At 62.3% G+C, this 18,012-nt stretch carries 16 protein-coding genes; 13 read left to right on the top strand and 3 right to left on the bottom strand.

Annotated elements, in window-relative coordinates; translation table 11 throughout:
* Positions 1–132: 132 nt before the first annotated feature.
* Complete coding sequence (locus LVD11_RS05745; RefSeq protein ID WP_237057203.1) at positions 133–795, bottom strand: YrbL family protein; 663 nt, start codon at positions 793–795, stop codon at positions 133–135.
* Entirely contained in the window at positions 792–1,907 is a 1,116-nt protein-coding gene (locus LVD11_RS05740) for a glycosyltransferase family 4 protein (protein ID WP_237057202.1), read from the bottom strand. The genes LVD11_RS05745 and LVD11_RS05740 overlap by 4 nt, the downstream gene beginning before the upstream one ends.
* Positions 1,908–2,093: 186 nt before the next feature.
* On the opposite strand from LVD11_RS05740, the gene LVD11_RS05735 reads away from it, so the two are divergent.
* The gene (locus LVD11_RS05735; RefSeq protein ID WP_237057201.1) at positions 2,094–3,005 is read left to right on the top strand and encodes a glycosyltransferase family 2 protein; all 912 of its coding nucleotides are present in this window, start codon (positions 2,094–2,096) and stop codon (positions 3,003–3,005) included.
* A 140-nt stretch (positions 3,006–3,145) separates the two neighbouring features.
* On the top strand, positions 3,146–4,441 hold the full coding sequence (waaA, locus tag LVD11_RS05730; RefSeq protein ID WP_237057200.1) for a lipid IV(A) 3-deoxy-D-manno-octulosonic acid transferase: 1,296 nt from the start codon (positions 3,146–3,148) through the stop codon (positions 4,439–4,441).
* A 68-nt stretch (positions 4,442–4,509) separates the two neighbouring features.
* Here waaA and LVD11_RS05725 read toward each other — a convergent pair whose 3' ends face one another.
* Entirely contained in the window at positions 4,510–6,066 is a 1,557-nt protein-coding gene (locus LVD11_RS05725; RefSeq protein ID WP_237057199.1) for a TolC family outer membrane protein, read from the bottom strand.
* 365 nt (positions 6,067–6,431) lie between these two features.
* Here LVD11_RS05725 and LVD11_RS05720 point away from each other — a divergent pair, with 365 nt between their 5' ends.
* The 11 genes from LVD11_RS05720 to parE all read left to right on the top strand — a co-directional run bounded on the left by LVD11_RS05720 (position 6,432) and on the right by parE (position 17,107).
* Positions 6,432–7,112, top strand: coding sequence for a paraquat-inducible protein A (locus tag LVD11_RS05720; RefSeq protein ID WP_237057198.1), 681 nt, complete (start codon positions 6,432–6,434; stop codon positions 7,110–7,112).
* The gene (locus tag LVD11_RS05715; RefSeq protein WP_237057197.1) at positions 7,109–7,831 is read left to right on the top strand and encodes a paraquat-inducible protein A; all 723 of its coding nucleotides are present in this window, start codon (positions 7,109–7,111) and stop codon (positions 7,829–7,831) included. The genes LVD11_RS05720 and LVD11_RS05715 overlap by 4 nt, the downstream gene beginning before the upstream one ends.
* Positions 7,824–10,169 (top strand): PqiB family protein, encoded by a 2,346-nt coding sequence (locus LVD11_RS05710; protein ID WP_237057196.1) that lies wholly within the window; start codon positions 7,824–7,826, stop codon positions 10,167–10,169. The genes LVD11_RS05715 and LVD11_RS05710 overlap by 8 nt, the downstream gene beginning before the upstream one ends.
* A gap of 19 nt (positions 10,170–10,188) precedes the next feature.
* Positions 10,189–10,743 carry a DUF4136 domain-containing protein gene (locus tag LVD11_RS05705; protein ID WP_237057195.1) on the top strand — a complete coding sequence of 185 codons (555 nt, stop codon included), beginning with the start codon at positions 10,189–10,191 and terminating at the stop codon, positions 10,741–10,743.
* A 90-nt stretch (positions 10,744–10,833) separates the two neighbouring features.
* The gene (locus LVD11_RS05700) at positions 10,834–11,373 is read left to right on the top strand and encodes a DUF4136 domain-containing protein (RefSeq protein WP_237057194.1); all 540 of its coding nucleotides are present in this window, start codon (positions 10,834–10,836) and stop codon (positions 11,371–11,373) included.
* A 68-nt stretch (positions 11,374–11,441) separates the two neighbouring features.
* Complete coding sequence (locus tag LVD11_RS05695; protein WP_237057193.1) at positions 11,442–12,113, top strand: NUDIX domain-containing protein; 672 nt, start codon at positions 11,442–11,444, stop codon at positions 12,111–12,113.
* Positions 12,114–12,200: 87 nt separating this feature from the next.
* Positions 12,201–12,707: a DUF1249 domain-containing protein gene (locus LVD11_RS05690; protein WP_237057192.1), complete on the top strand. Its 507-nt coding sequence runs from the start codon at positions 12,201–12,203 to the stop codon at positions 12,705–12,707.
* Positions 12,708–12,784: 77 nt separating this feature from the next.
* Positions 12,785–13,576: a phosphodiesterase gene (locus tag LVD11_RS05685; RefSeq protein ID WP_237057191.1), complete on the top strand. Its 792-nt coding sequence runs from the start codon at positions 12,785–12,787 to the stop codon at positions 13,574–13,576.
* Positions 13,577–13,791: 215 nt separating this feature from the next.
* On the top strand, positions 13,792–14,469 hold the full coding sequence (locus LVD11_RS05680) for a hypothetical protein (RefSeq protein WP_237057190.1): 678 nt from the start codon (positions 13,792–13,794) through the stop codon (positions 14,467–14,469).
* A 65-nt stretch (positions 14,470–14,534) separates the two neighbouring features.
* Entirely contained in the window at positions 14,535–15,149 is a 615-nt protein-coding gene (locus tag LVD11_RS05675; protein ID WP_237057189.1) for a YqiA/YcfP family alpha/beta fold hydrolase, read from the top strand.
* A gap of 68 nt (positions 15,150–15,217) precedes the next feature.
* Positions 15,218–17,107, top strand: coding sequence for a DNA topoisomerase IV subunit B (gene parE, locus LVD11_RS05670; RefSeq protein WP_237057188.1), 1,890 nt, complete (start codon positions 15,218–15,220; stop codon positions 17,105–17,107).
* The last annotated feature ends 905 nt before the right edge of the window (positions 17,108–18,012 follow it).

Here is an 18,012-nt window from a genome sequence, read left to right as displayed (position 1 = left end):
AGCCGGCATCACACCCCTGAGCTGACAAGTATGGACTGCCCTCCGGTGAGGGGCCATTCGGGCGGGGAAACCGCGGATCATCCCGGGGGACGGAAATGCAGTTCGTTGGGCTGGGAGTGGTTGCCGTGTGGCCTAGCTGTGGCGCTCGGTTTCTTTCCAGGACAGGGACTTATCCGAGACTTCCCAGTGTATCCGCCGCCACATCCGCTGGATGCGCCGCCGGATATAGTGCCGGTTGAAAAACTCGAACCACTCGGGGAGGGGGAGCAGCGTGGCCCGCCCCAGGCCATCAATCAGCACCAGTTCGGGCGCACCATCATGCATACGCACCACCAGGTTGTGTGGCAGGATGTTCTTGGTCAGCACCCGGGTATCCCACAGCCACTGGGCAAAGTGCTCCAGCGCGGCGGTAATCGGGGCGTCCAGCCCGTGTTCCTGCAGGTAATCCTCCAGCGTTGGCGCCGGGTTGCCATTTTCGTCGAGGATCAGCTGTGAAACGGCCGCCCTGCCCGCGCTGGTTTCCTCCAGGCCGTACCAGCGGGCAAGGTGGCGCCAGACCGGGCTGTGGTCGTCGGCGTTGCGCAGGGCTGGCTGTTGGTAGCCCGCGAGCTCGCGCAGGTTGTCATCAAAGCGGTCATTGCCGGCCAGGCGCTTGTACCAGGGGGCGCGGGCGTGCAGTTCCTCAATGCGACCGGTACGCATGACCTTGACGCACTTCTCCGGATCCTGCGGATGGCGGTAGCAGTGACGATTGCCACCGCTGGCAAAGGGCTTGAGTTCCCCTAGATCAATCATGCAGGTCCCCGCCGCGGTTCGGCCATTAGCTTCTGGTAGAGCGCCAGGGTCCGTTCGGCCTGGGTCTCGAGGGTAAATTCCCCCTGTAGCACCGGTCGGGCATCACTTTCCAGCAGCGCGAGAGTTTTGTCCCGGAGTCCGGCGATGCTGCCATTCTCCACCAATCCTTCGGGGAAGCAGGCGCGAAGTGACTCGGCCGGGCCGCCGACATTGTAACCGATCGTCGGTACACCGATCGCCGCGGCCTCGATGACGGTGCGCCCGAATGGTTCCGGACGCTTTGACAGGTTGTAGACCAGTGATGCGGCGCTGTACCAGTAGCGAATATCGTTGCGCTGGCCGACAAACGAGACCCGGTCGCCGAGTCCCAGTGCCGCGGCCCGCTGGCGCAACTCGTCTGCGTAATGCTGTTTATTGGGCTCGGCACCGCCAAGCACCACACCGTGCAGGTCATCGCGATCCAGTTCCGCCAGCAGTTGCAGGAAGTCCTCCTGTCCCTTCCAGCGGGTCAGGCGACCCGGTAGCAGCAGCCAGCGCCGGTCGCGCAGTGCGGGAAATTCCGCTTCGACAGATTCGCGCCAGCCTGCAGGAGGCTGGATATCGGGGTGGAACTCCCTGGTGTCTACGCCCCGATAGATCACCTCAGGCGGGCGCTGCAGGTGGCCGCTGTAGTTTTCCAGCAGGTAATCGCGTACGCATTCGGAAATGGCGATCACCTGCTCGCTGCGGGCCATGATCGCGCTGTAGCGGTTGATGGAGTAGAGGCCGTGGGCCGTGCTGACCAGTCTCGGGCGGGTACCGGCGGGCAGTTTCTTCCAGGCCAGGTAGGTGAGCCAGGCGGGAACCCGGGAGCGCACATGGAGGATATCCGGTTGTTCGGCGAGGATAAGTTGCCGCAGGGGGCGCACCTGACGCAGGCTCAGCAGGGACTTGCGGTGGATGGGCCGGGACAGGTGGCGGGACCCCTCCAGCTCCAGCTGCTCCACCATCCGGCCGCCGTTCGAGACCACCACAGACTCGTGCCCCGCCGCTACCAGGGCGCGGGCGAGGTCCAGCGTTCCCCGCTCGACACCGCCGGAATTCAGCGCTGGCAGCAACTGCATGACTTTCATCGGGGGCCTCGTTATTCTGGGTGAGCTGGGCAGGCTTCTCTATCCGCGGAGCCGGGAGAGAAGGTAAGCCGCCGCCCGCAGTGCAAAGCCGGGTATTATAGACATCCCCGGCAATGGGGTATAGGCTGCCATCTTCTCGCCCGGCAGGTGCTGTACCGGGGGCTAGGTTGGTGACTGGAGTTTACGTTGCATCCCCATCTCGATATCTGTATTTGCACTTGCCAGAGGCCCGAGTTGCTGCGCCGCGCACTTTCCAGCCTGGCCGCAGTGGAGCTGCCGGAGTCGGTGGAGGTCTCGGTCACAGTGGTGGACAACGATCCCGCCGGGAGCGCCCGTCCCGTTGTGCAGGGGGTAGAGCCCACTTTCCCGCTGCCGCTTACTTATGCCGTCGAATCCCGGCGGGGAATCCCCTTTGCCCGCAATCGTTGCCTGGACGAGGCGCAGGGCAAGGGCGCCGATTACCTGATTTTTATCGACGACGATGAGTGGGTGGCCGGCGACTGGCTGCAGAAACTGTATGGATTCGCCCACGATGCCGGTGACAGGGCGGTGGTATGCGGCAGTGTGATCAGCCTGATGCCGGCCTCGGCGCCGGACTACTTCTCCATGTTCTTTTCCCGCAAGCGTCGCCGGACCGGCGAGCGCCTGCCATACTGCGCCACCAACAACGTGCTGATACCAATGGCGGAGGTGCGCAGGCTGGGGCTGCGTTTCGATGAAAACCGACCCTTCGCCGGGGGGGAAGATGTGCTCTTCTTCACCGAGGCAAACCTGCACGGGGTGGCCATTTTTCATTGCGCCGAAGCGGTGGTCTATGAGGATGTGCCGGAGTGCCGGGCCACCATTCGTTGGCTGTCGCGACGTAAATACTCGGTGGGCATTACCCTGGCGCGCCAGAAAATGCGGGCGGGACGCAGCCGCGGAATGGTTTTGGCTTCGGCCCTGGTACAGCTGCTGACAGCGTCGCTTGTGTGTTTGCTGGGTATCGCCTTCAATCGCCAGCGCTCCCGTGCGTGGCTGCGTGCCTGTCGCTCCGCCGGTATGGCCTGCGGCGCGCTGGGACTGGAGTCCCAGTTTTATCGCAGCGCAAATTCCTGACTCCCACGCCACCCGGGATCCTTTGCTGATCCCGCGCCGGGCGACTGTCTTGCCGGCGCCACACCGATGGGCGACGCACTGCCTGTAGACGGTTAGAATGCCGTTTTTCAGCAAGTCCAACGCGAGAACCCGACGCCCGCATGCAGTTCTTCTACACATGGCTCCTGCGCCTTGCCCTGCCGTTTATCCTGTTACGCCTGTGGTGGCGCGGGCGCACCATGCCCGCCTATCGCCAGCGCTGGCGGGAGCGACTGGGCAGGGTGCCGCGCCGGGCCAGTCGCCGGCCGCTGGCCTGGGTGCACTCGGTGTCGGTTGGGGAAACCCTGGCGGCGGTACCAATGATCGAGCAACTGGCGGCCCGCCACCCGGACTGGCAGTGGCTGGTCACCACCACCACGCCCACGGGATCGGAGCGAGTCGAGTCCGCGCTGCGGCCGCTGCTGGGCGGTCGACTGCTGCATTACTACCTGCCATATGACCTGCCGGAATATCACCGGCGTTTCCTGTCCGCGCTGCGGCCGCGAATCCTGGTGATCATGGAGACCGAGCTGTGGCCCAACCTGCTGGCAACCTGTGCCCGGCGCAAGGTGCCGGTGGTGCTGGCCAACGCCCGCCTGAGCGACAAGTCTGCGCGGGGGTATGGGCGCTTTCCCCGCCTGACCGCGAGTATGCTGGGGCATCTGACCCGGGTCGTGGCGCAGTACCCTGAGGATGCACGGCGTTTCGTCTCCCTGGGGCTGGAGGAAGAGCGCATTGTGGCGGTGGGTAATATCAAGTTCGACCTCAATATCGGTCTGGGCCTGTCCAGCGAGGCCCAGGCCCTGTCGCACCAGTGGCGTTCCGCCGGGCCGGAGGGAACCCGTCCGGTCTGGCTCGCGGCGAGTACCCATGATGGCGAGGAGGCAACGGTGCTGGATGCCTTCGCCGAGCTGCGCCAGCAGTTCCCGGACCTGCTGCTGGTGCTGGTGCCCCGCCATCCGCAGCGCTTCGACAGTGTGGCGCAGCTGGTGCGCGAGCGCGGCTTTGTGTTTGCACGCCGCAGTGACGGGGGCGTACCCGGGCGCGCGGTCCAGGTTTTGCTGGGCGACACCATGGGCGAACTGCTGCGCTTTTACGGCGCCTGCGATGTGGCATTTGTCGGCGGCAGCCTGGTTCCGGTCGGAGGGCACAATATGATTGAGCCGGCCGCCTGGGGGGTGCCGGTGACCTGTGGCCCGCACCTGCACAACTTTTCCCGCGTGGCGTCGTTGTTGCGCGATGCCAGGGCCCTGCAGGTGGCGGAGACCGCAGCGCAGATGGCCGCCCAGGTGGGCGCCTGGTTAGGGGACGATGAGGAACGGCGTGCCGCTGGTGCCCGTGGACGGCGCGTGGCGGCGGAGAATACCGGCGCCCTGCAAAGGCTGGTGAACGAGGTGGATGCGGTGGCAGGTCCCTGACCTTAGCCGCTGTGATGCGGTGTCGAGACCCGTTTGCCGGCGCAGGGCGCCGGCAGTGGCGGGGATTACTAGTCGGGGGACCTGCCGGGCTCCTCGGCAGACTCCTCGATCGCGGCAGGGCTGGTCGGTTCCACCGTCGTGCGGCTGCCACTGAGCGGCATCGAGGCGCCCAGGCGGGCTATGGCGCGGGACACCGCTGAGCCCGGGTTCAGACGGGTTTCCAGGTCCTGCAGGTCCTTGGGTGCCAGCAGGCCGGCAACGCGCTTGAGGCGCAGGGTGTTAAGGATATAGCTGTAGAGCGAGGCCGAGTAATCCCGGCGGGCCTGGAACAGGGTCTGCTGTGCCAGCAGGACGTCAACCAGGTTGCGTGTGCCCACTTCATAGCCGGCCTGGGTGGCGTCGAGGGCGCTGCGGGCAGAAATAATGGCCTGCTTGCGTGCGTTGACCCGTGAAACGTCGGTTACCACCGAGCGGTGCAGGGTGCGCGTATCCTGGATGGTGTTGCGCTGCGCGAGGTTGCGCAGGTCTTCTGCCTGGAATGACAGGTTGCGCGCCTCGCGGCGGCTGGCGCTGATGCGGCCGCCGGAATAAATCGGCACGTTCAGCGTCAGGGCGGTGATGGTGGTTTCACGCGTGGTGTCAATCGGCAGGTCGATGGTGGGCTCACCGGGTACGGAGGTGGAGGCATCCCCCTCCTGGCTGTAGTCCTGGTAACTGACCGAGCCGGTCAGGGTCGGCAGGTGTTCACTGGCTGCTGCACGGGCGTTATAGCGGGCGGCTTCGGCGCTCAGGCGCGCCGCCTTCAGGTCGAAGTTGTTGGCCAGGGCAAAGTCTACCCATGCGCTTCGCTCGACCGGCTCCGGCGGTGCCACGGAAAAGGTTTCACTCAGGGGGGCGATGCTGTCGTGGTGTTGGCCAGTCAGGACTGACAGGGCATCAAATGCGCTTAACAGGATATCCTGGGCGTCGTAGAGACGCGCCACGGCGGAATCGTGGGCAGCGCGGGCGTCGTAGACGTCGGTGATCGCGGTCAGCCCCACTTCGAAGCGCTGCTGGGTCTGCTCCAGCTGTTTGGCCAGTGCCTCTTCCTCCGCGCGGGCAGTCTCCAGATCATCCACGGCCCGAAGTACGTCGAAATAGGCGTCGGAAACCCGCAGCATCATTTGCTGCTGATTGGCGCTGAATTCTGCGGCGGCCTGCTCACTGATCTTCTTGCCCTGCTTGTAGTTGAACCAGGCGCTGGCATCGAACAGGGCCTGGTCGAGGCGGGCCGAGTAAATGCGTTCGTCTACATCCGTATCCCTGCTGTTTGGCGTGGGGATTACGCCCCCGGGGATAAATGTGTAGTCAAACTGGGTGGAAGTGGAGCTGGTCTGGTTGGCCTCGGCGCTTCCGTTGATCTGCGGCAGCAGTGCTGAGCGGCCCAGGTTCTTGGCCTCCAGGCCGGCCTCGTAGGCGGCGCGGTCCGCTGCCAGCTGGGGATCGTTTTCCAGTGCCTGCTGGTAGATTTCCCACAGGGTGTCAGCCTGTGCCTGCATCGAACCGAAACCGATAATTGCTGCGGCGAGCACTTTTTTCAGCGGGCCCGTAACGCGGCCTGCCCTTGAGCATTCTTTCGTTTTCATCTGTCTCAACTTCCTGTGGCGGGTCTCAAAGCTGCAAACTCACTGCCAGTCTCCCCACTGGCGGGCGCGGTATGCGGGTGGCGCAGCGCTGTGGGGAATTGCCGAAAGCGCCTGTCTGCGCGGCCCGCGGGACCGGTTGTAGCAGTCGCGAGAGTGTACCTGTGCACAGAGTGAGCGTCGAGGCGACGCTGGCAGCATTTTGGTATATCTTCGTTAAACCGACGCGAATGTGCGGTCATCGGTGCAGCACGGCAATGCTGTCCCCTCGTGATGATCAACAGTGGCGTCGCTTTTTCAATAGACGCAGGCGATGGCATTTCGGATGCAGCAATCATTCAAAAGAATCGGGCAAGGGGGGGTGCTGGATGGCGAACGCTCCTGAGCCGCCCTGGAGTCGCCGCCAGCTCGCCTGCCACGAGTGCGATCTCGTACTGGGTGATGCGGTGGCCCCGCCGGGCAACAAGCTCGAGTGCCCACGCTGCAGCGCGACCCTGCATCGAAATCCGCGCGGCAGCGTCAATCATACGGCGGCCCTGAGCCTGACCGGCCTGTTATTGTTCTTTCCATCGCTGTCCCTGCCGCTTCTGAGTTTCTCTATCCTCGCATTTGGTGCGGAAAATACCTTGTTGAACGGCGTGCGGGCGCTCTTTGCCGAAGGCTACCTGTGGATGGCGGCGCTGGTCCTGTTCTGTAGTGTGCTCGCTCCCCTGGGCAAATTCCTGTTGCTGGGGTTTATCTCGCTTGGCTGTCACTGGCGTGTATTGGATCGCCCTGTGACATGGGCAGTGCGCTGGTATGTGCACCTGAAAGAGTGGGGCATGCTGGACGTGTATATGCTGGGGTTGCTGGTGGCCCTGATCAAGATGAGTGACCTGGGCAAGATGCAGGTCGAATCGGGGCTGTACAGTTTTGTAGCCATGATGGTGGTTTCAAATCTCACCACGCTGAGCTTCGACCAGCAGGCGGTCTGGTCCCGTATGGAGCGGCGGAAAAACCAGGATGCATCGCAGGAATCATCGATGCCCCCGGGTGGGCAGCGGGTATGAGTGTGCGGGATACCGCGCTCCAGCAGGGGCGCACGTGCTGTCTCAGTTGCCACTGGCTGGTAACGCTGCCGCCGGGCGGCGGAGGGTGTCGCTGCCCACGCTGTGGCGGCAAGGTTCACGAGCGGATTGAGGGGAGCGTCATGCTGACCTGGGCGCTGACGATTACCGGAGCCCTGTTGCTGATACCGGCCAATATCCTGCCGGTAATGACGGTGGTCTATCTGGGCTCCGGTGAACCATCCACGATTATCGGCGGGGTGATGCAGCTGTACACCGCCGGACTATGGGGTATCGCCCTGATTGTATTCATCGCCAGTATCGCTGTGCCGGTAATGAAACTGGTGGGACTTGTGCTGTTGTTGTTACAGGTCCAGGGTGTGTTACCGGTAAATCCCTCGCAGGCTATGACGACCTATCGTATCGTGTCGGCTATCGGACGCTGGTCCCTGCTTGACCTGTTCATGATATCGATACTCGTGGCATTGGTGGACATGGGGGCCGTCGCCAGTGTGTCCGCTGGCCCCGCTGCCACAGCGTTTGCATCGGTGGTGGTGATCACCATGCTGGCGGTGCGCTGTTTCGATCCGCGCCTGGTCTGGGATGCCTGTGATGCGTCGCGGGGAGTGGGAGCGGCCGCTGTATCCTCGGCCCGGCCGGGCTTGGAAAAAGAGCCAGCAAAAAAAGAACCACCGGAAGAGGGAGTGGCCGGGGATGTCTGAGGAGTTTCCCCAGGAACAACAGGCGGTGATCAAGCGCAGTCACGGGCTGCCGCTCATCTGGTTGCTGCCGCTGGTCGCGGCGCTGATCGCCGGGTGGCTGGTGTACAAGGATTTCACCTCTGGTGATATCCGCACCGAGATCTTGTTCACTTCAGGCGAGGGCCTGGTGAAGGGGAAGACGGTAGTCAAGTATGCCGGTGTGGATATCGGCGTGGTGCGCGATTTCCAGCTGGTGCCGAATGCGCCGGAACTCGACGGCGAGGATGGCGTGCTGGCCGAGGTGGAATTCAACCGCAGTGCGGAGTACCTGCTGGTGGAGGGCACCAGTTTCTGGCTGGTAAAGCCGGAGCTCTCGATCACCGGCGTGCGTGGCCTGGAGACCCTGGTATCCGGTAATTACATCGGTATGGAGCCCGGCAGCGGCGGGCGCAAGCGCGAGTTTGTGGCCCGGGAGCGCGCCCCGGCCAGCGTTCGTGGCGAAGGCCTGCGCGTGGTGCTGAAAGCGCCCAGGCTGGGCTCCCTCAATCGGGGGTCGCCGGTTTACTACCGCCAGTTGCGTGTAGGCCAGGTGGAGGACTACCGGCTCGCGGAGGATGATGCCCAGGTTGAGGTGGACCTGTTTATCCGGCAGGAATACGCACACCTTGTGCACCGTGGCAGTCGTTTCTGGAACAGCTCCGGTCTGTCGGTGGAAGGGGGCATCAGCGGTATCACCGTCAACGTCGAATCCCTGGCCGCGCTGGTGGCCGGCGGGGTCAGCTTCCACACCCCGGAGACCCAGCGCCAGTCTCCCCTGGCAGTCAACGGCAGTGAATACAAACTCTATCGCAGTTTTGCTGCCGCTGATGCGGGTATCGCGGTGACCCTGAATTTTGATCGAGGTGTCAATGTGACGCCGGGCAGCACCAGCGTTATCTACCAGGGTATCAAGGTGGGTGAGGTGAGCGAGGTGAAGGCCAGCCGCAATATCGACGGCATGGAAGTGCGTGTCCTGATGGATCCCATTACCGATGACCTGCTGAGCGAAAATACCCGTTTCTGGATGGCGCCACCGACCCTGGATATTTCCTCAGGGCTGGATGACCTGCTGTCGGGGAACCGCATCGAGGTAGACCTGCGCCGCGGGCAGCGATCGCAGCGCACCTTTGCCGCCCGGGCGTCCGCCCCACCGCGGGATCCCCGTGTACCGGGATTGCACCTGCGCCTGACGGCACGTTCGCCGGGTTCCCTGCAGCGTGGTGCGAGCGTGTATTACCGGCGCATCGAGGTGGGGAAGGTACAGGGGATGGAGCTCAATTCCGCGGGGGACGGGGTCGAGGTCTACGTGGTGATCGAGCCCCGGTACGCCCACCTGGTGAATCATCGCTCCCGGTTCTGGAATGTCAGTGGTGTGCGCGCCCGGGCAGGGCTCAGTGGCGTCGAAGTGGAGGCCGACTCGCTGCTGTCATTATTGCGGGGGGGGATAGCCTTTGGCAGTGATCCGCGTGCGAGTGACGAAAAGGGACCGGTGGAGAATGGCGACCGTTTCCGCCTTTACCGCAGCCGCGAATCCGCGCTCGAGGCCGGCCTGCGTATCCGCATTACCCTGCCCTCCGCCGAAGGTTTCCGTGATGGCGCGCCGATCCGGCACAAGGGAGTACAGGTGGGCGAAATCACCCGCCTGAGGCTCGGCAACGATGCGTCGGAGGTCGTTGCCCACGCCAAGCTCTATCATCGGGCGGAGCATTTTGCCCGCAGCGGCACCCGCATGTGGGTGGTGGGACCTGAGATTGGCATCGACAAAGTGGCCAACCTGGACACCCTGGTAACCGGTCGCTACCTGTCCCTGGAACCCGGCGATGGGGGGATGCAGACTGAATTTGTTGCGCTGGCAGAGCCGCCGCGCCCCGACCTGGCGGATACCATGATGCGGCCGGGCCTGACTGTTATCCTGGACGCACCGCGGCGTGGCTCGCTGGTTGCCGGCAGCCCGGTTTACTATCGACAGGTGCAGGTGGGTGAAGTGACCGGCTTTGAGTTGGGGGAACTGGCTGACCGGGTGTACATCTACGTATATATCGAACCCCGTTACCAGACTTTGGTACGTGAGCACACGGTGTTCTGGAACGCCAGCGGCATCGAGGTCAATTTTGGCCTGCAGACCGGCCTGAACGTTCACACTGAGTCCACCAAGTCACTGTTGGCCGGCGGTGTTGCCTTTGCGACGCCGGAAGCCGGGGAAATGGGGCTGGAGGTGGAATCGGGCAGCCACTACCCACTGTACCCCGAGGCGAAACCGGAATGGTTGGGCTGGAGTCCCAAGATAGAACTGCTTAACTCCGCAGTGCCGGAGAAATAAACCGAAGTAAGGATTTACTATGCGTAAGATACTGACTGGGCTTTTGTTTGCGTTGCTCCTCGCTGGGTGTGAGTCGACCGTGGTGGAGCGTGTGCAGCCTGCGGAGGCGCCGGTTTCATTTTCCACCTATGCTTGGGGCGTGGCTCCGCTGGGGGATGTTCCCGATGCCTCGGCCCAGAATGTGGAACTGGACGATGAGCTGCGCCAGATCGTGCGGGCCTACATGCACCAGCGCGGCTACCGCCTGGTCGAGGACTCGGCAGCCGCTGATATGGTGCTGGATTACCAGGTATCGATTGTCGAGGAGGAGGTAGCCAGCGAGCAGTCGAATCCCGGCTGGGATGCCCAGTTCGACAGTAATGCCCCCCGGGGAACCGTGGAGCTGCCGAATCGCACCGGTGCGCCGCGCATAACGCTGACCCTGGAGATCGGGCGCGCCGAGGGCGCAGCTATCTGGGGTGGCAGCGCCAGCAAGTTGCTGGCTCGGCCCGAGGACGCGGCGGAGCGCCAGCGGCTGCTGGGCGCTGCGGTACGGGAGATCTTCAAGGACCTGCCACCGGCTGCGGGTTACTGAGTCGTCCGCACTGGTTGAATTCCGGCATGGAAGCCTGATCTTTATACGAAGTAATCATCAAGACAAGACACCATGTATTGGGAGACAGGCATGAAAGCCGGACTATGGGCATCGATGGCGGTGCTCTTGCTACTCATTCTCGGCGGCTGTGCCGCCACCCCGCAGGTGGCGGTGGATTACGATCCGCAGGCTGATTTTGCCGGGATGCGCACCTACTACCTGCTCGACCCGCTGGCCAGTGGCCCCGTGTCACCGCTTGAGATCAAGCGTGCGCGCCAGGCCGTCGAGGGGCTCCTGCAGAACCGTTACCGGGCTGTGGATAATACCGACGACGCGGATTTCCTGGTGCGCGTGCAGTACCTCGCGGTCGAGAAAGTTGCAGTGTATGAGGACAGGTTTGGTCTCTACGGTGGCTATCGCCACTGGGGGTTTGGCTGGCGCTCACCGGTCGAGGTGCGCCAGTACCGCCAGGATACACTGGTGGTGGATATTCTCTCGCCGGAGAGTTCACCCCTGTGGCGTGGCAGCATGCCCTCCAGCGCTGGCCGCTACCAGGACCCGGTGCAGCGCCAGCAGCGGCTGCGTGAGGAAGCCGCCCTGTTGTTGAACCGTTTCCCGCCGGCCTACTGATCGGCCAGGGCCGCCCCGGGCGATCCGGGGCGGCATCCATTCACAGATTCCCCCTCGAGAAACGATTCATGCCCGAGACCTCCAAGGAACGAAATGTCGACCTCACGCCTGCATTTTCCGCCGATGCCGTGGAGGTCGTGGAGCGCGAGACTGTCTTCGATGGTTTCTTCAAGATGTTGCGCCTGCGTTTGCGCCACCGGCTGTTCCGCGGCGGCTGGAGTGACGTGTTCACGCGGGAGCTGTTCGTGCGTGACGCTGCCGTCGGGGTGCTGCTGTTCGATCCCCACCGCGACCTGGTGGGCCTGATCGAGCAGTTCCGGGTGGGGGCCCTTGATCGCCCCGCCGGTCCCTGGTGCCTGGAAGTGGTGGCCGGCATGGTGGAAGCCGGGGAGAGCCTGGAGGATGTTGCCCGGCGCGAGGTGCAGGAGGAGTCCGGGCTGGAGGTCGACCGGCTGGAATTGATCCACAGCTATATGCCGAGTCCCGGCGGCAGCTCCGAGCGGCTGCACCTTTTCTGTGCCTGCACCGATCTCAGCGGTGCCGGCGGAATTTTCGGGCTGGCGGATGAGCAGGAGGATATCCGCCTGCGGGTGCTGCCACTGGATGCCCTCCTGTCATCGCTATCGGGCGCATCGGCGGATGCCGGTGCTGTCGATAATGCGGCGACGTTGATATGCCTGCAGTGGCTGCAGTTGCACCGGGAGCGATTGGCGGGCAAAAACGGGCCGGATCATGGTTAACGGGTCATCGTATATTTCCTGCCTTCGTCGAGAAGGACCGCAAACTGAGATCCAAGTCACGGCGTGGATAGAATTGGAGTGTCGATAATGGCAGTTCGTAAACAGGCCCATCCGGGAAGGAAAGAGCGACCGAAAAGTCGCAAAAAGTCGGAGTTCCAGGTGGACCTGCCGGCTTATCACGCGGACTGCGATGCCAACTATTTGCGCCTGAGCAAGTTGTTGCCGCAGCTGGGCGAACGCGAACGCTGGAAGTACAGTTTGCCCCACGGCTCACTGGAGCTGGAGGTGCTCGAGCGATCCCGGTATACGACCGAGGTAAACCTGAGCGCTTCCTCCGCCAGCGACCAACGCTGGCTGGCACCGCCTGCGATTACAGTCCGGCTTTACCACGACGCGCGGATGGCCGAGGTAGTCGCGGTCGACGGCAGGGGCCCCATCGGCGAAAAGGCTCCCGGGGTTCTGCACGCCGGCGCCCGTATGCAGGGGGCTGATGAGCGCCAGCAGGCCAACCGTTTCCTGGGGGAATGGTTGGGGCATTGCCTCGCGAATGGCCGGGTGGAATTTGAACTGGTACTAGATGGTCGACAGCTCTGACGCCGCTGTCGGCGGTCACATGGATGTGGTGACAGGGTAAGCAAGTGAGTGGATGCGACGGAAGCAGGCAGGACAGTTTGAGCGGCTCTAAACACCGGTTGGTGCAATTTACAGATCCCCACATCGGAGGGCGGCCGGATTACCACCTTCTGGGGCTGGATACCGGTCGAACCCTGGCTGACGTGTTGCGCGCGATTGAGCGGGACGAGGCTGCGGCAGAATTACTGATGGTGACCGGCGACATCAGCGCCAACGGCGCTGAGGCCGCTTATGAGCGTTTCCTGCGCAAGATGCGGGATATCACCGTTCCTTGGTACTGGCTGCCCGGTAATCACGACCGGGCCGAGCGGATGTACGAGGTGGCCCCGGCCAATACCGCAGAACTGGTGGCGCTGGGCAATTGGCGCCTGTTGCTATTGGATACCAGTGTCGAGGGCGAGATCTGTGGTGGGCTGACCAGCGCCCAGCTCGATCGCTTCGAGGAGCTGTTGCGGGAGTGCCGGCATCATCCGGTCATGGTGTTGATGCACCACCAGCCGGTACCGGTTGGCAGCAAGTGGATTGACGGTCATATGCTTAAGGGCGGCGCCGGGCGCTTGCTGCAGCTGGTGTCGGCAGCCGGCAATGTGAAAGCGCTGGTCTGGGGGCACGTACACCAGCAGTTTGACGGCGAGCTGGCCGGTATCGGCCTGCATGCCACCCCGTCGACTTCAGTACAGTTCACTCCCGGCAGTGGCCCTTTTTCGGTGGATGACAAACTGCCGGGATATCGCTGGTTCGATCTCCACGACGATGGCACCTATGCCACCGGTGTTGAGCGAGTACCGGTCTCAGACTATAGCGTCGACCTCTCGTCGTCAGGGTACTGACCTCCCTGACGGTATCTTCACAAGTGGTCTCTGGAGGCGCCTGTCGTTTCCACACCCGGCGATTGCCCTGCTGGCCCTGTCCGTAAACTGCTTTCTGCGACCCTACAATAGTGCCCGTATTGCGGGTGCTGCCCGAGGGTTATTCCGGACGGTATTCCGGAAAAGCTGCAACAAGCGGGCCGCACAGAGAGCATGAAAGCATACCGGGAGCTGTAATGCGGAACTTCTTACCCATTTCCCTGCTTGCCATCGTCCTTGCCCTGTTGGGCTGTGCCCAGGCTGGCCCAACCGTGGCTCCGCAAGGGGACGCGGGGGCCGGAGCGGCCACGGCCCGGGGGTTGCAACCGCGGGCCAGCGACCTCGATAGCGTCGCTTCTGCGTTTGCCTTCGACCTCAGTAACGCCAGTGTGTATGTGGCCCCGATACAGATCGACTATCGCAAGCGTAGTGCCGATGTCCGTGAGCGCCTGCGGGCACGGGACTTCGAGCTCGATGGCAGTGAGCGGGAGAGGCTGCAGGGCCTGATGGCGGAGACATTTGCCCAGCGGTTCCTGCAGCCCCGCAACAGCGGTCTGGCGGGCTCGCCGGCCTCTGCGGATTACCGCCTGCAGTTACGACTCGAGAAGCTCGCCCTCAGTGCACCGCTGGAACCCTCGACCTGGACGTGGCGAGTCTATACCGACCAGAGCGCATATGCGGTGCTTGCCGGGGAGCTGTATGATCGCGAGGGTAACCTGGTGATGCGTTTCCGCGACCGGCGGGATATCGGTGAGAACCCGGGCTCCGATGTCGGCAGCGGGCGCCTGCAGCGCTTCACCAGCGCCACTTTCTGGGCCGACATGCGCATGGATATGCGCCGTGCTTTCTCCAGTCTCGACCGATCCCTGCGTTAACGGAGTGGGTTGGCCGAGTGCTGCTGGGCTCGCCCTCTCGCTGAAGGGCGCTATAATCACCGCCCATGTCTGAACTTTTATCGGAAAAACCGCTGTTACTGTTATACCTGCACGGTTTTCTCTCCTCTCCGCAGTCGTACAAGTGTCGCCTGCTGGAGGAGTGGCTGGTCCGCGAGCGACCACATATCAGTTTTCGTGCCCCACTGGTTTCCCCGCATCCTGCTGTGGCAAGCGCCGAACTGGAAGCGATTGTCGATGAATGCAAAGATGCGACGATTGGCCTGGTGGGCAGCTCCATGGGCGGTTTTTATGCTTCCCTGCTGGCCGAGCGACACGGGCTGCGGGCGGTAGTGGTAAATCCCGCAGTACACCCGGCCCGCTTTATGCCCGCATACCTGGGGCAGCAGCTGGCGCCCTATAGCGGCGAGCCACGGGAGTATCGCCTTGACGCCGCTGACGTTGATAACATGCGCAGGCTGGAAGCTGAGCTGCAGCCGCCCCTCAGGGGGCGCTACTGGCTGCTGGCGCAGCGGGGCGACGAGACCCTGGACTGTCGCGAGGCCGAGGCTTTTTACCGGGGACACCGCCAGACGGTCGAGTCGGGTGGGGACCACGCCTTCCAGGGCTTCGAGCGCTATTGTGAAGCCATCGTGGATTTCCTGTTCACGGCCGGCAGCTGACTGAAGCCAGGCCGATTTCGTTTCAATTTCGTTGTAGGAGCCTGGACACAGGCGAGAAAATAAAAACTATGGCCAAATATTCCGCTGAAGATATCGAAGTACTCACGGGGCTGGACCCGGTGCGCAAGCGCCCGGGAATGTATACCGATACCACGCGCCCCAATCACCTGGCCCAGGAAGTGATCGACAACAGTGTCGACGAGGCCCTGGCCGGGCACGCGAAGAAAATCGAGGTGGTCCTGCACAAGGACAACTCTCTCTCAGTGAGCGATGACGGTCGCGGTATGCCGGTGGATATCCACCCGGAGCAGGGCCGCCCCGGGGTCGAGGTAATCCTGTCCACCCTGCATGCGGGCGGCAAGTTCTCGAATAAGAATTACCAGTTTTCCGGTGGCCTGCACGGTGTGGGTGTCTCTGTGGTGAACGCGCTGTCCAAGGTGCTGGAAATCACCATTCAGCGGGATGGCCAGGTGCATCGCATGGGCTTCCAGGATGGCAACAAGGCCTCCGACCTGGAAGTGATCGACACCTGTGGCAAGCGTACTACAGGGACCAGCCTGCGCTTCCTGCCGGATCCGCAGTATTTCGATTCCCCGAAATTCTCGGTGCCGCGCCTGCGTCACCTGCTGCGGGCCAAGGCGGTACTGTGCCCCGGCCTGACTGTGGTCTTTATCAACGAACAGGATGGCGAGTCCGACCAGTGGTTCTACGAGGATGGCCTGAAGGATTACCTGGCCGCTGCCAACCAGGGCTGGGAAGTGCTGCCGGCTGAACCTTTCGTGGGCAGCTTCAGCGCCTCCACCGAGGCAGCCGACTGGGCCGTACAGTGGTTGCCGGAGGGCGGCGAGGTTACCACTGAGTCCTACGTCAACCTGATTCCCACCGCCCAGGGCGGTACGCATGTGAACGGCCTGCGCTCCGGCCTGCTGGAGGCAATGCGCGAATACTGTGAGATCCGCAACCTGATGCCGCGCGGCGTCAAGCTGGGCCCGGAGGATATCTGGGTGCAGTGTTCCTATGTGCTGTCCGCCAAACTGGCAGACCCCCAGTTTTCCGGTCAGACCAAGGAGCGGCTGTCCTCTCGCGAGGCCACTGCCTTTGTTTCCGGCGTGGCCAAGGATGCCTTCAGCCTGTGGCTGAACCAGCACACCGAGGAAGGCGACCGGCTGGCAGAGCTGTGTATCGGCAACGCCCAGAAACGCCTGCGCTCGGCCAAAAAGGTCGCGCGTAAGAAAGTGACCCAGGGTCCGGCGTTGCCCGGCAAGCTGGCCGACTGTGCCAGTGGGGATACCAGCCGCTCTGAGCTGTTCCTGGTGGAGGGGGATTCTGCCGGCGGTTCCGCCAAGCAGGCCCGCGACCGGGATTTCCAGGCCATCATGCCCCTGCGCGGCAAGATCCTGAATACCTGGGAAGTGGACTCGGGTGAAATCTTCTCCAACCAGGAAGTGCACGATATCGCCGTGGCCCTGGGGGTGGATCCCAGCAGTGATAATCTCGATGGGCTGCGCTACAACAAAATCTGCATCCTGGCGGACGCCGACTCGGATGGCCTGCATATCGCGACCCTGCTCTGCGCACTGTTCCTGCGCCATTTCCGCCCGTTGGTAAAGAACGGCCATGTATTTGTCGCCATGCCACCGCTGTACCGGGTCGATATCGGCAAGGATACCTATTACGCCCTGGACGAGGCGGAGAAGCAGGGTATTCTCGATCGTATCAGTGCGGAAAAGAAAAAAGGCAAGGTGCAGGTCACACGCTTCAAGGGCCTGGGGGAAATGAACCCGTTGCAGCTGCGCGAAACCACCATGGACCCGGATACCCGTCGCCTCGTGCAACTCTATGTGGACGATGGAGATGATAGTAACCAGGTGATGGATATGCTGTTGGCCAAGAAGCGTGCGGGAGATCGCAAGCAGTGGCTGGAAAGCAAGGGTAACCTGGCCGAAGTTGTGAGCTGACTCGATTGCGGCAAGCAGTGCGTGAGGTTTCAAGGCTGGAAAGGAAAGGCATGTATACATACGGGACCTGTCCAGCCTCACAATGGAAGTTGCAATATCCATTTCACGCTGGTCGGGCTCGTTTTGCGGACGCAGCTTATCTGTCCAGCCTGCTGACAAACTGAACATCTCTGGTGAAGCTACTCCAGGATCCTACCTGAACGGTAGCTTCGCCGGTGCTAGCTGAGTTCGGTAAAGGTTGCCTGGTATATGTCGCCCGCAAAATGGGTTACGGGCACACTATGTCTTTCCGGGTAAGCCGGATGCTTCTTGTGATATCGCTCTGTGACGCAGCTTCAGAGTTGTTACCGTCCTCGCTTCGCCCCCCTGAGGACCCCGCTGTTGGCGGGGAGCATTAAAGTCCCGCTGCCTGGCATTAACCTGAAACCGAATGTGCACTCTTCCGCATAGAGGTTTCCCAGGCGGACGTTGTGAAAAAAGCATCGCGGGACTGCCACCACACGGCGTGGCGTGCCGCGCCCCCTCGCTCTCTTTCTTACTCCACTGTGTTGTCACCTAAGTCTGGTGGGACTCTAAATGTCCAGTATATCCATGGAATACCCTGCCTGGCTAAATATGGGATAGCGCCTGACGGAAACCAAATCATATGCAAAAGATATCAGCGGTAACGGCAAATAACATTTACGAAAGATAAATATTCTTACGCTGATTACTACAAATTTAAAATATTCGTTTAATGGCCTGGGGCCAAATTCATGTACCACGCAAATGTGCTTGTGGCAATTACACTCTCTTACACCGTAAGGTTCTCAACGATATTAAATCGACCCTGTCCAAAAAATGTACAGGCGCGAAAAAGATTTAGTAGTAGACGAAAAAAGTGTGACGCTGTTCCGCCTAAAGGG

The organism is Microbulbifer sediminum (assembly GCF_021729035.1).
In the GTDB taxonomy this organism is placed as follows: domain Bacteria; phylum Pseudomonadota; class Gammaproteobacteria; order Pseudomonadales; family Cellvibrionaceae; genus Microbulbifer; species Microbulbifer sediminum.
Note: the sequence above shows the minus strand (reverse complement) of the source record. Positions and strands in the feature narration are given on the sequence as shown.